Origin of the sequence: Microbacterium sp., from assembly GCF_044340635.1 — a bacterium.
GTDB lineage: Bacteria > Actinomycetota > Actinomycetes > Actinomycetales > Microbacteriaceae > Microbacterium.
The window spans coordinates 1-14,157 of record NZ_JBIITF010000021.1; the positions used below are offsets into that span (position 1 = coordinate 1).

The 14,157-nt window shown below is 67.8% G+C and carries 12 protein-coding genes and 1 rRNA gene; 2 read left to right on the forward strand and 11 right to left on the reverse strand.

The features are described 5' to 3' along the window. Positions 1 to 343, reverse strand: a 16S ribosomal RNA gene (locus ACIQ0W_RS14665); the annotation flags it as partial. 695 nt (positions 344 to 1,038) lie between these two features. On the opposite strand from ACIQ0W_RS14665, the gene ACIQ0W_RS14670 reads away from it, so the two are divergent. Further along, positions 1,039 to 2,346, forward strand: coding sequence for a CoA transferase (locus ACIQ0W_RS14670; protein ID WP_396643420.1), 1,308 nt, complete (start codon positions 1,039 to 1,041; stop codon positions 2,344 to 2,346). Between the two features lie 137 nt (positions 2,347 to 2,483). Here ACIQ0W_RS14670 and ACIQ0W_RS14675 read toward each other — a convergent pair whose 3' ends face one another. Beyond that, the gene (locus ACIQ0W_RS14675) at positions 2,484 to 3,305 is read right to left on the reverse strand and encodes a DUF4184 family protein (RefSeq protein ID WP_396643421.1); all 822 of its coding nucleotides are present in this window, start codon (positions 3,303 to 3,305) and stop codon (positions 2,484 to 2,486) included. A gap of 27 nt (positions 3,306 to 3,332) precedes the next feature. Next, positions 3,333 to 4,634: a tyrosine--tRNA ligase gene (gene tyrS / locus ACIQ0W_RS14680; RefSeq protein ID WP_396643424.1), complete on the reverse strand. Its 1,302-nt coding sequence runs from the start codon at positions 4,632 to 4,634 to the stop codon at positions 3,333 to 3,335. An 83-nt stretch (positions 4,635 to 4,717) separates the two neighbouring features. On the opposite strand from tyrS, the gene ACIQ0W_RS14685 reads away from it, so the two are divergent. Then, the gene (locus ACIQ0W_RS14685; protein WP_396643426.1) at positions 4,718 to 5,305 is read left to right on the forward strand and encodes a hypothetical protein; all 588 of its coding nucleotides are present in this window, start codon (positions 4,718 to 4,720) and stop codon (positions 5,303 to 5,305) included. A gap of 3 nt (positions 5,306 to 5,308) precedes the next feature. On the opposite strand, the gene ACIQ0W_RS14690 is transcribed toward ACIQ0W_RS14685, so the two are convergent. The 8 genes from ACIQ0W_RS14690 to argC all read right to left on the reverse strand — a co-directional run bounded on the left by ACIQ0W_RS14690 (position 5,309) and on the right by argC (position 13,962). After that, on the reverse strand, positions 5,309 to 5,953 hold the full coding sequence (locus ACIQ0W_RS14690; protein ID WP_396643428.1) for a SatD family protein: 645 nt from the start codon (positions 5,951 to 5,953) through the stop codon (positions 5,309 to 5,311). A 69-nt stretch (positions 5,954 to 6,022) separates the two neighbouring features. Then, the gene (gene argH, locus ACIQ0W_RS14695) at positions 6,023 to 7,459 is read right to left on the reverse strand and encodes an argininosuccinate lyase (RefSeq protein WP_396643429.1); all 1,437 of its coding nucleotides are present in this window, start codon (positions 7,457 to 7,459) and stop codon (positions 6,023 to 6,025) included. Continuing rightward, positions 7,456 to 8,634, reverse strand: a complete 1,179-nt coding sequence (locus ACIQ0W_RS14700; RefSeq protein WP_396643430.1) for a heparan-alpha-glucosaminide N-acetyltransferase domain-containing protein — start codon at positions 8,632 to 8,634, stop codon at positions 7,456 to 7,458. The genes argH and ACIQ0W_RS14700 overlap by 4 nt, the downstream gene beginning before the upstream one ends. A 13-nt stretch (positions 8,635 to 8,647) precedes the next feature. Next, positions 8,648 to 9,571, reverse strand: coding sequence for an ornithine carbamoyltransferase (argF, locus tag ACIQ0W_RS14705; RefSeq protein ID WP_396643431.1), 924 nt, complete (start codon positions 9,569 to 9,571; stop codon positions 8,648 to 8,650). After that, on the reverse strand, positions 9,568 to 10,812 hold the full coding sequence (locus tag ACIQ0W_RS14710) for an acetylornithine transaminase (protein ID WP_396643432.1): 1,245 nt from the start codon (positions 10,810 to 10,812) through the stop codon (positions 9,568 to 9,570). Before ACIQ0W_RS14710 ends, argF begins: the two co-directional genes overlap by 4 nt. Continuing rightward, a complete protein-coding gene (argB, locus tag ACIQ0W_RS14715) occupies positions 10,809 to 11,726 on the reverse strand; it encodes an acetylglutamate kinase (protein ID WP_396643433.1) in 918 nt (305 codons plus the stop codon). The genes ACIQ0W_RS14710 and argB overlap by 4 nt, the downstream gene beginning before the upstream one ends. After that, a complete protein-coding gene (gene argJ / locus ACIQ0W_RS14720) occupies positions 11,723 to 12,880 on the reverse strand; it encodes a bifunctional glutamate N-acetyltransferase/amino-acid acetyltransferase ArgJ (RefSeq protein WP_396643435.1) in 1,158 nt (385 codons plus the stop codon). The genes argB and argJ overlap by 4 nt, the downstream gene beginning before the upstream one ends. Beyond that, entirely contained in the window at positions 12,877 to 13,962 is a 1,086-nt protein-coding gene (gene argC / locus ACIQ0W_RS14725) for an N-acetyl-gamma-glutamyl-phosphate reductase (RefSeq protein ID WP_396643437.1), read from the reverse strand. Before argC ends, argJ begins: the two co-directional genes overlap by 4 nt. Positions 13,963 to 14,157: the final 195 nt, after the last annotated feature.

A 14,157-nucleotide genomic window follows, 5' to 3' on the forward strand; every position in this document is an offset into this window, starting at 1 on the left:
CCGTAGGAGTCTGGGCCGTGTCTCAGTCCCAGTGTGGCCGGTCACCCTCTCAGGCCGGCTACCCGTCGACGCCTTGGTGAGCCATTACCTCACCAACTAGCTGATAGGCCGCGAGCTCATCCCTGACCGAAGTTCTTTCCAGCTTCTGAAGATGCCTTCGAAGCTCGTATCCGGTATTAGCAGCTGTTTCCAACTGTTATCCCAGAGTCAGGGGCAGATTGCTCACGTGTTACTCACCCGTTCGCCACTGATCCGGAGAGCAAGCTCTCCTTCACCGTTCGACTTGCATGTGTTAAGCACGCCGCCAGCGTTCATCCTGAGCCAGGATCAAACTCTCCGTGAAAGAATTTTGCTGCGACAAGACCGGAATGGGTCGAGCCGAGCGAGTTTGATCTGACGATCGGATGTCATTACTGACATATCCGTTTAATCTCAAAAGAATCTCATCGATCAGCTAAGCTGACCGCGAGGTTTTTTGGCATTTGACAAGTGCACGCTGTTGAGTTCTCAAGGATCGGATGCTCCTGCGCCGTGTCTCTCGACCGTCCCGCAGGGCAACTTCTCTATCTTACATCCTCTGTCCGAGCTGTCAAATCGACGTTCTCGGCTCTTCGCGACCCGGACATGATGTCCGACGTCACTCCGACTAGAGGAGGTGCCCGCCGCATTCAAGAATGCTTTCGGGGCAACTTCTCTATCTTACCCAGTAAGTCCGAGATGTCAAATCGACATGCTCAGTTCTTCGTGACCCGAACTTCACGTTCGTGGGCACTCCGATCAGAGGAGTTCCCCATCGTAAACCCGAAGGTTCAAGCACTCAAGAGTGCTTGTTTTGATGGGGTGTTCTTCGCTTGAGGAGGGGAAGCTTTCGGGGCCTCACCGCGCTCCTTTGGGGCGAACAGGTATTACTTTACGTTCGGTTTCGTCGGAGCAGCAAATTGCGGTGCGCCCCGGGCGTGTCGCGCATGTTTCCGGCGTTTTTCCGGCGCCGTCCCCAGCACTGTGACCGTGGCCGCCCGCGGGGCTACGATCGCGACCATGATCGATCCGGTCGAATCCGATGTCGCCACAGATAGCTTGCCAGCGCCCGTTCCTCTCCCCTCATCCCTGGCCGTGGGCACGCTCGCATGGGACAGCGTTGCCGCGGCATCCTCCGCGGCAGCCCGGCTGGCCTCCGCACGGGCGCAGCCCCTCGACCCCGTGCGCGTTGCCGTGGCGTACTCGAGCGAGCGGCACATCCGCTTCGACGGCGAAGCGTCCTCCCCCTGGGCGCCGCTCTCCGGCTTCTTCCGCGCATCCGACGGATGGGTGCGCACCCACGGCAACTACCCGCACCATTCCCACGCGCTCCGGGCGGCCCTGGGACTGGGCGAGGACGCGGACCGGGATGCCGTGGTTCGAACACTGGCTGCGATGCCGGCGGGCGTGGCAACGCAGGCAATCACCGCCCGGGGCGGCATCTGTGTCGGCGTGATGCACGAGAACCCGGGCGTTGACGCGGCTCTCGCCGAGGATCCCCTTGTGCGGGTCGACCGTCTCGGCCCCTCCCCCGTTCGCCCGCGCACATGGGGGCCGACGTGGGCGCCTTTGCACGGCATCCGAGTCCTGGATCTGACGCGCGTGATCGCGGGGCCCGTCGCGACCCGCACTCTGGCGCTCCTCGGCGCCGACGTTCTGCGCATTGACCCTCCCCACATCCCGGAGCTGCCGATGCAGCACGCGGACACGGGTCACGGAAAGCGGTCTGCGCTCCTGGATCTCCGCCAGCCGAGTCAGCTCGACGTCTTCGACCGCCTTCTCGCCGACGCGGACGTGATCGTGCTCGGTTATCGCCCCGCCGGTCTGGCGCACCTGGGGCTCGAACCCGCCGCACTGGCCGCCCGCCATCCCGGAATCATCGTCGCGCGTCTGTCGGCATGGGGGTTTGACCCGTCCGCCGGCGGACGTCGCGGATTCGACAGCATCGTGCAGGCCGCGAGCGGCATCGCCTGGATCGAATCACGCGAGGACGGCATCCCCGGCGCGCTCCCCGCACAGGCGCTGGACCACAGCGCCGGTTACCTGCTTGCCGCCGAGATCATGACCCTTCTCGAGCGGCAATCGGTCGAGGGCGGCTCGTGGCTCGCCGAGACATCCCTCCGTCGACTGGCCGCCGAGCTCCTCCGAATGCCCCGAACGGCCCAGCCGAGCACCGCCGAGCCATTCGACCCGGCCCCGCATCTGCAGACGTTCGACTTCGACGGCGGGATCCTCACCACCGCGCGCCCCGCGATCGCGTACGAGGGCGGCCCGGTTGCCTTCGCTCCGCCGCGCCCGTGGGGCGCGGACGCCCCCGCCTGGCTCTAGACGACGCGCCCGCGAACGGACGCAACATGCCGTTCCATGTCGTTGTGGAACGGCATGTTGCGTCCGCTCGGTGCAGATCGGTGCAGATCGGTGCAGATCGAAGTCGAAGGAGGGGGAAAATTCGCTCGAAGGTGGTTTCAGGGGCGCCGGGGGATGCGGGCCCGGCGCATCAGCTGCAACACGATCGCCAACACCAGGGTGAGCCCGCCCCAGATCCCGACGGTCGGTGGCAGCACCAGGTAGGCGAGATGCTCGACGCCGAAACCCGGCTCGAGCGGCCCGAACATCGCCAGACCACCGACCCACGCGATCACCAGGAACGCGGGCAACGACAACCACCACACCACACGCACGAGACCCGGGGCGCGGTCCGATACCGGTTCGGCGCGACGGCGAGCCAGCCACCCCAGCGCCCACACCCCGATGATCAGCAATCCGATCGCGGAGGAGCCGTACTGCAGCCACTTGTAGCCGGGGAGCGGGCCCCAGTCCTCGGCGAGGAGCGGGAAGGCGCGCAGCCCCCACCGGTCGAGGTGTGTGAAAACGTCCCACGCGATGTGACTCGCGACCCCGAGCGCGAGCGACAGAACCAGCAGCAGGATGCTTGCGAGCGAGATCCTGCCCGGAGCGGCGTCGGGCCGATGCAGCGCGAACGTCTCGCGCGCTGACTCGCGAGCCCCGGCATCCCATCCGTCCGGAAGCCGCTCGGCAAGGACACGCGGAACCAGGTCGCGGGCCGCCGGTCGCAGGACGCAGCGCCACACGAGCAACAGACCGAGCGCAACGAGGACAGTGACCGGGAGCCACGACCACGTGTGCGTGGCCGAGTAACGCAGCCCAAATCCGCGCAAGAAGATCGGCAGGTCGGGCGTCATGGCACCGACCGCGATCGCCGCGGGCACCAGCGGGGTGCGCACGAACGGCAGCGCGACGACCGCGTGACTCGGGGTGAACGGCATACGGCGGCGCTCAGCTCTCGAATCGGGTCATCGGACGAAAACGCCCGCCAGGGTCTTCTTTCCGCGCCGCAGGACCGAGACCCCGCCGGGTAGCGCGCCCGAAACGACGACGGATTCGTCGGCCACCCGCTCACCGTCGAGGCTCACGCCACCCTGTGCGATCGCGCGCCGCGCCTCCGACAGGCTCGACACGAGCCCCGTGTCCACCAGCGCGCGGACGATGTCGGTGCCCGCCGGCAGCTCGGCGTGCGGGAGTTCTCGCAACGCCGACTCGAGCGTCGACGCGTCGAGTGCGGTCAGGTCGCCGCCCTGGAAGAGGGCCTCGGATGCCGCGATCACAGCGGCCGCCGCATCCGTCCCATGTACGAGCGCGGTGACCTCGAGAGCCAAACGCTTCTGCGCCTCGCGGCGGAACGGCTCGGATTCGACGAGCTTCTCGTACCGCTCGATCTCGTCGCGACCGAGGAACGTGAAGATCTTCAGGCGCGCGATCACATCGGCATCGAGCGTGTTGAGCCAGAACTGGTAGAACGCGTACGGGCTGCACATCTCGGCATCGAGCCAGATCGCGTTGCCCTCGCTTTTGCCGAACTTCGTGCCGTCGCTGTTCGTGATGAGCGGCGTGCCGAGCGCGTGCACCGATGTTCCCTCGACGCGATGGATCAGGTCCACACCGCTCGTGAGGTTGCCCCACTGGTCGCTGCCGCCGGTCTGCAGAACGCATCCGTACGCGCGGTAGAGCTCGAGGTAGTCCAGCCCCTGCAGGATCTGGTAGCTGAACTCGGTGTAGCTGATACCCGCGTCGGAATTGAGCCGGGCACTCACCGCATCCTTCTTGATCATCGTTCCGACGCGGTAATGCTTACCGATCTCGCGCAAGAAGTCGATCGCGGTGAGCGGCGCCGTCCAGTCGAGGTTGTTGACCATCCGGGCGGCGTTCTTGCCGTCGAAGCTCAGGAATCGCTCGACCTGAGCGCGCAGTCGATCCACCCAGTCGGCGACGGTCTCACGGGTGTTCAACGTCCGTTCGGCCGTCGGCCGCGGATCGCCGATCAGACCGGTCGACCCACCGACAAGGCCGAGCGGACGGTGGCCCGCGAGCTGTAGCCGACGCATCGTGAGCAGCTGAACAAGGTTGCCGAGATGGAGGCTCGGCGCTGTCGGGTCGAACCCGCAGTAGTAGACGATCGGATCGCCTCCGAGCATCTCGCGGAGCGTCTCGGCATCGGTCGAGACGTGCACGAGTCCGCGCCAGACGAGATCATCCCAGACGTTGTCGAAGGCGGGATCCCGCACGGGAGCAGTGGCGTTCAGAGCTGCGGATGGCACGGGTTCGAGAGTATCAGCGGCAGTCACATCGCCACGGAGCCGAGCGCCCCTTCAGCGTCGGCGCCCCATGCCAGACTTGCGACGTGGAATCCCGCGCCGACGTCCTCATCGCGACGATCGTCGTGATCTTCCTCTTCGCCGCACTCTCTGCGGCGCTGGCTCTGGTGGCAGTAGCCCTGCACCGACCGACAACTGTGCCGCTCACGGTCGCGGGCGGGCTCGTCGTGCTGTGCTTCCTCGTCGTCTCGGTACTGCCGTACAACGTTCCGTTGCTCCTCGGGGCCGCGCTCGCCTTCCTCGGCGTCGCGCTGTCGGTCCTGGGCGGCAATCCATTCTCTCGGTGGGCACTGGCCGCCGCCGACGGAGGACGCACGAAGGAGGGCACCCGGGGCGGCATCCTCGTCGAGCTCATGGCGGAGCGTGCGCAGCCGCGCGAAGAAGAGATCCTTCGCGGGGGAACCGCGATCGGCTACCTCGAGCGGGCTGCGGTCGCTCTGGGCATCCTCGCGGGATTCCCCGCCGTCATCGCGATCATCGTCGCACTCAAGGGCATCGGGCGGTTCACCGAGCTCGCGACCCCCGCCGCGCGGGAGAGGTTCATCGTCGGCACCCTCGCGAGCCTGCTGTGGGCGAGCACGGTGGCTGGCATGCTGTGGCTCGCCATCTGGTGACGTTCAGTCCCGTGAACCGGTGAGGGCGCGCAGCCCTTCAATGAGCGCTCCACCGTCCGCGGTCGCGAGGGCTTGTGAGACGGCTGACTGAACGACGCCCTCGGCCCGCGCGATCTCTTTCTGGGTGTCCCCGAGCCATCGTCGATAAAGAATCCGACGTGTTCGCGGGCTCAGCTGTGCAACGGCGCGATCGCGTGCGAGGAGCCCGCTGTTCGCGACCCGGACGAGCTCATGCATCTCGAGCGGCGCGGTCTCCGCCGTGGCCACGAGGGTCCGCGCGGACGGCGCGGCGCGCCGGGCGAGCTGCTCGACCCGGTCGATTGCCGTCCGCGCAGCCCACCACGCCTCTCCTTCTGACAGTGCGCCCCGCACGGACGGGATGTCTTCGATCGTGCCGAGCCCGATTCCGAAGCGGAGCTCGATCCCCTCGGGGAGCGCGAGCTGGAGGAGCATCGTCGTCACGAGCGCCGCGGGGAGGTCGGGATACACACCCTGCAGTTCGTCGCCGACCGTCGGAAGAAGGGGACGCTCCGATGCCGGCGCCGCTTCTGCCACCGTCACGAGTGTCTCTTCGAGAGTCCGCTGCGCCGAAGCTCGATCCGGGAGCCCGCGCGAGGCAACGATGTCGGCAATCAGTGCTGCGACCATGTGATCAGTATGCCACTGATATCTCGAATATATCGACTCTCAGCTGATATCGGACAAAATATCAGTACATCACTGTTCCATCGGAATGCTTCGTGCCGCCGACTGGGCGCGCGCGACGAGCTCGGCACGTTGCTCGGCAACCCGAACAGGCGCCGTACCGCCGACGCCCGAGCGACTCGCGACGGAACCCTCGATCGTGAGTACCTCACGCACTTCGGGCGTCAACAGGGGTGACACGCGCGCAAAGAGCTCGTCGGAGGCCTCCTCCAGGCCGATGCCCTGCTGCTCACACGCACGCACGAGCGCACCCGAGATCTCGTGCGCGTCTCGGAACGGCACGCGCCGGCGCACGAGCCAGTCGGCCACGTCGGTCGCGAGGGAGAAACCCTCGGGGGCGAGCTGAGACATCCGCTCGGTATCGAACCGCAGGGTCGCGATCATGCCCGCGACGGCGGGCAGCAGCACCTCGAGCGTGACGACGGCGTCGAAGACGGGCTCTTTGTCTTCCTGCAGGTCGCGATTGTACGCCAGCGGCAGCCCTTTGAAGGTCGCGAGCAGCCCGGTGAGATCACCGATCAGGCGCCCCGCCTTGCCGCGCGTCAGCTCGGCGATATCGGGATTCTTCTTCTGCGGCATGATGCTCGAACCCGTTGAATACGCATCGTCGAGCGTCACGAATCCGAACTCGCGCGTGTTCCAGAGGATGATCTCTTCCGCGAAACGGGACAGGTCGATGCCGATCATCGCGGCGATGAACGAGAACTCCGCCACCACATCCCGTGCCGCGGTGCCATCGAGCGAGTTCTCGGACGGACGGTCGAGGCCGAGCTCCCGGGCGACGAGCGCGGGGTCAAGACCCAGGCTCGACCCCGCGAGCGCTCCCCCGCCATACGGCGAGACCGCGGCCCGCGCGCGCCAGTCGCGCAGACGCTCGAGGTCGCGCACGAGCGGCCAGGCGTGTGCCTGCAGGTGGTGGGCGAGCAGGATCGGCTGGGCGTGCTGCAGATGAGTCCGACCCGGCATGATCGCGGAGCCCGCGGCATCCGCCTGCGACACGAGGGCATCGATGACGCGCAGGATATCTCGGGCGATGACCGTCGCATGGTCGAGCAGATACATCCGCACGAGCGTCGCGATCTGGTCGTTGCGGCTCCGCCCGGCACGCAACCGGCCGCCGAGCTCGGCGCCGGCCCGCTCGATCAGCCCGCGCTCGAGGGCGCCGTGCACATCCTCATCGGATTCTGCCGCGGCGAAGTCGCCCGAGGCAACGTCCGCGGCCAGCGCGTCGAGCGCCGCGTGCATGGCCGTGAGCTCATCGGCTTCGAGATACCCGGCAGCGGCGAGTGCCGTGGCGTGGGCCTTCGAGCCGGCGATGTCGTAGGGCGCGAGCACCCAGTCGAAATGGGTCGAGCGGCTCAGCGCGGCAAGCTCCGGCGACGGACCGCCCGCGAATCGTGCGCCCCAGAGGGCTCCTTCGTTCGTGCCCTGCGCCTTGTCGTTACTCACGGCTCCACCCTATCGACGGCCTGCCCGGCGCCCCGCCCGCGGCGCCCCGCCAGCCGAGAGACACGATCGAGCGCCCACTCGAGCGGTCCGCGGCCGACCAGAAGTGCCCAGAGCGTGCAGAGGACGATCGTCCAGACGACGAACGGGACGAAGGGATCGGTTTCGCGGAACGCCTCGAGCGTCGACTCTCCGGGTTCCGGTGCCGGCTGCAGAACCCACCATGCGATGATCTGACCCACGTATGCGGTGAGCGGCATCGATCCGACCGCGCGCAGGGGCAGGGCGAGCCATCCGATCGGGCTGAGCCACGCACCCTCCCGCCAGGGGCGGGTCAGCAGCAGGCAGAGACCGAGCACCGCGAGGGCGAAGCCTCCCGATCCGAACACCTCGAGCAACCCGTCGGAGTGGGCGTCGGCGGTCCATACGAGCGCGAGATACGTGTCGGGCACGGCGGGGAACGCGACGGCGAGCGTGTAGGCGAGTATCGCCAAGCCCGCTCCCACGAACACGAGAGCGGCCTGGGTACCGAGCGAGCGCAGATCCAGGCGTCCGACGCCCAGTCCCGCCACGATGAACGCGATCCATACGGTGAACGGATAGTTCAGCCCGAGCAGCAGCCCGATCTCCGCCCCGATCTGCGAGTCCCAGAACGGCAGCTGCACGATGAGCGCCTGCATCCAGGGCATCACGAGCCCGAGCACGGCGGCGAGCGCGAACAGGAACGCCGGGCGAGCACGCAACAGTGGCAGCGCCAACAGGAACAGGATCGCGTAGGCCGGAAGGATGACGTAGACCGGAACCTGCGTGAGGATCAGCAGGACGCCGATCACCCAGATGCACAGCGCCCGGAGGGCGAGACGAGCGGATGCCCGCTCGCGCGCCGCGCCGCTCACCGGGATCCGGCCGCCGGTGATGAGCGCGATCGAGACGCCCGCGATCGTCGCGAACAGGATCGAAGAACGGCCGTTCGCGACATCCGTCCATGTAGACACATCCGTGCTATCGAACGGGTCGATCCACAACAGGTGTGCTGCGAACATGCCGATCACGGCGAGACCGCGTGCGAGATCGAGCCCGGCGACGCGACGCGGACCGTTCAGGCGACGCCAGTTGTCGGCGAGCCGCGGGCGTTTCGACTCGCTGCGCGGCTCCTGAGCTCGTCGAAGGGCACTCAACGGACGGGGCCGTTCAGGCCTGCTGCAGCAGCCACACCAGCAGCGCCTTCTGGGCGTGCAGCCTGTTTTCGGCCTCGTCCCACACGACGGACTGCGGCCCGTCGATGACCTCGGCGTCGACCTCGTAACCGCGGTCGGCGGGCAGGCAGTGGATGAAGATCGCGTCCGGCTTCGCGAGCGCCATCGTGTCCGCGGTCACCTTGTAGGCGCCGAGGTCGCGGAGGCGTGCGATCTTCTCCTCTTCCTTACCCATCGACACCCAGGTGTCGGTGACGATGATGTCGGCACCCGCCGCCGCCTCGAGCGGATCCGTGTGGATCTCGACGGATCCTCCGGTTGTCGCGGCGATGCGCTCAGCGGCGACGACGACGTCCTCGCGCGGCGAGTAGTCCTCGGGCGATGCCACCCGTACGTGCATCCCGGCCGTCGCACATGCCAGGACGTAGGAGTGAGCCATGTTGCTCATGCCATCGCCGAAGAATGTCAGCGTCAGCCCCTTCAGGTCACCCTTGTGCTCCCGGATCGTCAGCAGGTCGGCGAGCAGCTGGCACGGGTGGAAATCGTCCGACAGGGCGTTGACAACCGGCACCCGGGTATCCAGGGCCATCTGCTCCAGCCCGGCCTGCGCGTAGGTGCGCCAGACGATCGCGGCCACCTGACGCTCGAGCACGCGCGCCGTGTCGGCCGGTGTCTCTTTGCCGCCGAGCTGGCTGTTCGCGGTGGAGATGATGAGCGGCGTGCCCCCGAGATCGGCGATGCCGACGGCGAACGAGACGCGCGTGCGGGTCGAGGACTTGTCGAAGATCACCGCGACGGTCTGGGGACCGGCGAGTGGCTTCTGAGCCCAGCGATCCTTCTTCAACTCGATCGCGAGGTCGAGGATCTCGGCCTGTTCGGCAGCGGTGATGTCGTCGTCGCGCAGGAAGTGGCGGGTCATGCGGGAACCTCCGTGGGTTCGGGCGTGGGTGTGGATTCGGATGTCTCGATCAGAAGCGCGTCCGCGACGGTCGAGAGGGATGCGGCGAAGAGTTCGAAGAACTCCGCCACCTCGGCATCGCCGATCAGCAGGGGCGGCGCAAGGCGGATGGTCTCGTCGTTCGCGGCGTTGATGATCAGGCCGTGCTCTTGCGCGGCCGCGACGACCGCCTTCGCGATCGGATGCGTCAACGCGATGCCGATCAGCAGGCCCTGGCCGCGCGTCCCCGCCACGAGCGGCGAGCCGAGCGCCGCGATCCCCTCGCGCAGCTGGGCACCGCGCGCCTGCGCGTTCTCGACCAGTCCGGCTCGTTCGATCTCACCGAGCACGGCGCCGGCGACTGCCGTGCCGAGGGCGTTGCCGCCGAAGGTCGAGCCGTGCGTGCCCGGGTAGAACAGGTCGCTCGCCGCACCGTACGTGATGAGCGCCCCGATGGGGAAGCCGCCGCCGATGCCCTTGGCGACCGTGATGGCGTCAGGCGTGATGTCCTCGTGCTGGAAGCCGAACCAGCGCCCGGTGCGTCCCGCACCCGTCTGGATCTCGTCGATGATCAGCAGCGCCCCATGCTTCTCGGTCAGTTCGCGAGCGGCGCGCAGGTAGCCCTCGGGCAGTTCGACGACGCCGGCCTCACCCTGGATGGGTTCCACGACCAGGGCAGCGACATCACCCGCGGCGAAGGCATCCGTCAGCGCTTCAATCGTCGCGGGGAGGTGGTCGACACCCGGCACCATGGGCAGGAAGTCGGCCTGCATCGCGGGCTTGCCGGTCATGGCGAGCGTGCCCATCGTGCGACCGTGGAAGGCGTTCTCGAGCGTGAGGATGCGCGTCAGACCCGTTTTCTTGCCGTGCAGACGCGCGAGCTTGAACGCCGCCTCGTTGGCCTCCGCTCCGGAGTTTCCGAAGTACACGCGCCCCGTATCGCCCGTGCCGGCGAGCCGCTTGAGCCGAGCCGCGAGCGCGAGCTGCGGCGGCGTCGCGAAGTAGTTGGAGACGTGCGTGAGGGTCGACGCCTGCTGTGTGATCGCGTCGACGAACACCGGATGCGCGTGGCCGAGCGAATTCACGGCGATGCCCGCGAGGAAGTCGAGGTAGCGGCGACCGGAGTCATCCCACAGAGCACAGCCCTCGCCGCGGACGAACAGCGCGAGCCGATCGCCGAAGCTGCGAACCAGGTCCTTGCCCGCGTCATCCTGCCAACTCATCCCGCCACCACCTCTGTTCCGATTCCCTTGTGTGTGAAGACCTCGACCAGCACCGAGTGCGGCACACGACCGTCGATGATCGCCGCGGTGTCGACGCCGCCCTCGACCGCATCGAGGCAGGCTTGCATCTTCGGGATCATGCCCGATTCGAGCCTCGGCATCAGCTCTCGCAGACGCGACGAGGTGAGGTGCGAGACGAGCGAATCGCGGTTCGGCCAGTTCGCATAAAGACCCGGGACGTCCGTCAGAACGATCAGCTTGGTCGCGCCGAGCGCCACCGCGAGGGCGGATGCCGCGGCATCCGCGTTCACGTTGAGCGATTGGCCGGGGCGATCGAGATCCGGGGCGATGCTCGAGACGACGGGGATCCTGCCCGCCTCGAGGTGATCGTGGATGGCGGTCGGATCCACCTCGACGACATCGCCGACGTTGCCGAGGTCGTGCTCGACGCCCTCGATGGTCACACCGCGGCGACGCCCGCCGAAGAGCCCGGCGTCCTCGCCGCTCAGCCCACTCGCGAACGGTCCATGCGCGTTGATGCGTCCGACGAGCTGCGGATTGATCTGGCCCGTCAGCACCATCCGCACGACCGAGATCGCGTCGGTATTCGTGACGCGGTAGCCGCCCTTGAACTCGCTCGGGATCGCGAGGCGGTCGAGCATCGCCGAGATCTGCGGGCCCCCGCCGTGCACGACGACCGGCTTCACGCCGACGAAGCGGAGGTACGCGATGTCTTCCGCGAAGCTCTCCTGCAACTCCTCCGAGATCATGGCGTTGCCGCCGTACTTGATCACGATGATCTGATCGCGGAAGCGCTTCAGCCACGGCAGCGACTCGATCAGCACGCCCGCCTTGGCCGCGGCCTCTTCGGGGCTCGTGTCCTGGATGTCCGTGGGGTCTGTCGTTGCGGTCATGAGCTGTACGCGCTGTTCTCGTGGACGTAATCGTGCGTCAGGTCATTGGTCCAGATCGTCGCGTGCGCGTCTCCGACCTTGAGGTCGATGCCGACGTGGGTCGCCCGGGGCGTGAGGTCGACCTCTTCGCGCGGGCGGTCGGGGCCGCCCTGCGTGCACACGCGCACGCCGTTCATGGTGACGTCGACGTCGTAGGGATCGAACGCGGCATCCGTCGTTCCGATCGCGGCGAGCACGCGACCCCAGTTGGGGTCGTTGCCGAAGATCGCGGCCTTGAACAGGTTGTTGCGGGCGACCGACCGGCCGACCTCCACCGCATCCTCTTCGGATGCGGCACCCGTGACCTCGATCGTGATGTCGTGGCTCGCGCCCTCGGCGTCGCCCTGCAGCTGGGTGGCGAGGTGCGTGCAGGCTTCCCGCAGGGCCGCGGTGAACTCGGCGGGGTCAGGGGTGATTCCCGAAGCCCCGCTCACCATGAGCGTGACCTGGTCGTTGGTCGACATGCAGCCGTCCGAGTCGAGCCGGTCGAAGCTGACCCGGGTTGCGGCACGCAGGTGCGCGTCGGCCTGTGCCGAGGTCAGCACGGCGTCGGTCGTGATGACGACGAGCATGGTCGCAAGTCCCGGCGCGAGCATCCCGGCGCCCTTGGCCATGCCGCCGATCGACCAGCCGTCGCCCTGCACTACCGTGCGCTTGGGACGCGAGTCCGTCGTCATGATGGCGAGGGATGCGTCCTCTCCCCCGTCTGCCGTGAGCGCTGCGATCGCCTTCCCGGTGCCGTCGACGACCTTGGCACGGAAGACCTCGTCGCCCGTGCCGATCAGGCCGGTCGAGCAGATCAGGATGTCGCCCGAGCTGACGTCGAGCAGTTCGCCGGCCTTCTCGGCCGTCTGGTGCGTGGTCTGGAATCCGAAGCTACCCGTGAAGCAGTTGGCGCCGCCCGAGTTGAGGACGATCGCCTCGACGACGCCGTCCTTCACGGCCTGCTCGGACCAGAGGATCGGGTTGGCCTTGGCGCGGTTGCTCGTGAACACGGCCGCGCCGACCTTGAGGGGTCCGCGATTGACGACGACCGCGACATCCGGCTTGCCCGTCGATTTCAGCCCCGCGACGACTCCGGCCGCCTCGAAACCCTGGGGTGCGGTCACGCTCACGGCGCCACTCCGTTCACGGTCAGGCCCGTGGCCTCGAGAAGGCCGAGGGCGATGTTCATCGATTGGATCGCCGCTCCGGCGGTGCCCTTCACGAGATTGTCGAGCGCCGTCACGACGACGACCCGGTTCGCCGCCCGGTCGATCGCGAGGCCCATCAGCGCCGTGTTGGCGCCGAGCACATCGGCCGTGCGCGGGAAGTCGCCATCGGGCAGGAGCTGCACGAAGGTCTCGTCCCCGTACGCCGCTTCCCACGCGCCGCGGATTTGTTCGTCGGTCACGCCGGGGGTGATGGGCGCGGAGGAGGTCGCGAGGATGCCCCGCGCCATCGGCACGATGACGGGGGTGAACGAGATCCGGATCCCCTCATCTGCGTCGGTCACTGAGCCTGTCGAAGTGACCGCCCCGGCCGCCCGCGCGGCGGCGAGCGCCTGCCGGATCTCGGGAATGTGCCGGTGCGTGCCGCCCACCGCATACGGATTCGCCGAGCCGAGGATCTCGCTCGCGAGCAGGTTCGTCTTCAGGCTTTTGCCGGCGCCACTCGGGCCCACGGCCAGCACCGCGACGATGTCGGACGGATCGATCACCCCGGCGGCGACGCCCGGTGCGAGGCTGAGGCTCACGGTCGAGGCGTTGCATCCGGGCGCGGCGATCCGCGACGCCCCGACGAGCCGTTCCCGCTGCTTACCCCCGTCGACGAGCAGCTCGGGCACACCGTAGGTCCAGGCCTCGTTGAAGTCGCCGCCGTAGAAGTGGTCCCATGCCGAAACGGACTCGAGCCGGTGATCGGCGCCGCAATCGATGACGAGCGGAGTCTCGGTGAGGGCCTCGGTGTACTGTCCCGACTGGCCGTGCGGCAGCGCGAGGAACACGATGTCGTGCCCGGCGAGGGTCTCGGGCGTCGTCTCTTGCAGCGTGAGGTGCGCGAGCGAGCGCAGGTGCGGCTGATGCGCGACCAGCGGCTGGCCCGCGTTGGAGTGCGCGGTCACGGTGCGGATCTCGACATCCGGATGCGCGGCCAAGAGGCGCAGCAATTCGCCGCCGGCATAGCCGGAGGCGCCGGAGACGGCGACCTGATAGGGCATGGTTTCAACCTTAGGGTCTGGGACGATGCGACCCCCGCTCGGAGCGGGGCGCGGTGTGACGCGCTGGTTACCGACGGCGACACCCTCCGCTCGACCCGCCGAAGCGGGGAGCGCGGGGTCGCCTAGAGTCGGCGTCCGTCCAGACGTCGGCGCGCACCAGCGGCGCTCACGAAGAGCGTCGAGGCGAAGGTGGCG

What these genes read in the sequence shown, in the direction of transcription:
- argB (WP_396643433.1), bottom strand. Translation starts at nt 11,726, where the DNA reads ATGACCGCAACGACAGACCCCACGGACATCCAGGACACGAGCCCCGAA.
- ACIQ0W_RS14710 (WP_396643432.1), bottom strand. Translation starts at nt 10,812, where the DNA reads ATGAGTTGGCAGGATGACGCGGGCAAGGACCTGGTTCGCAGCTTCGGC.
- argF (WP_396643431.1), bottom strand. Translation starts at nt 9,571, where the DNA reads ATGACCCGCCACTTCCTGCGCGACGACGACATCACCGCTGCCGAACAG.
- argC (WP_396643437.1), bottom strand. Translation starts at nt 13,962, where the DNA reads ATGCCCTATCAGGTCGCCGTCTCCGGCGCCTCCGGCTATGCCGGCGGC.
- ACIQ0W_RS14690 (WP_396643428.1), bottom strand. Translation starts at nt 5,953, where the DNA reads ATGGTCGCAGCACTGATTGCCGACATCGTTGCCTCGCGCGGGCTCCCG.
- ACIQ0W_RS14670 (WP_396643420.1), top strand. Translation starts at nt 1,039, where the DNA reads ATGATCGATCCGGTCGAATCCGATGTCGCCACAGATAGCTTGCCAGCG.
- ACIQ0W_RS14675 (WP_396643421.1), bottom strand. Translation starts at nt 3,305, where the DNA reads ATGCCGTTCACCCCGAGTCACGCGGTCGTCGCGCTGCCGTTCGTGCGC.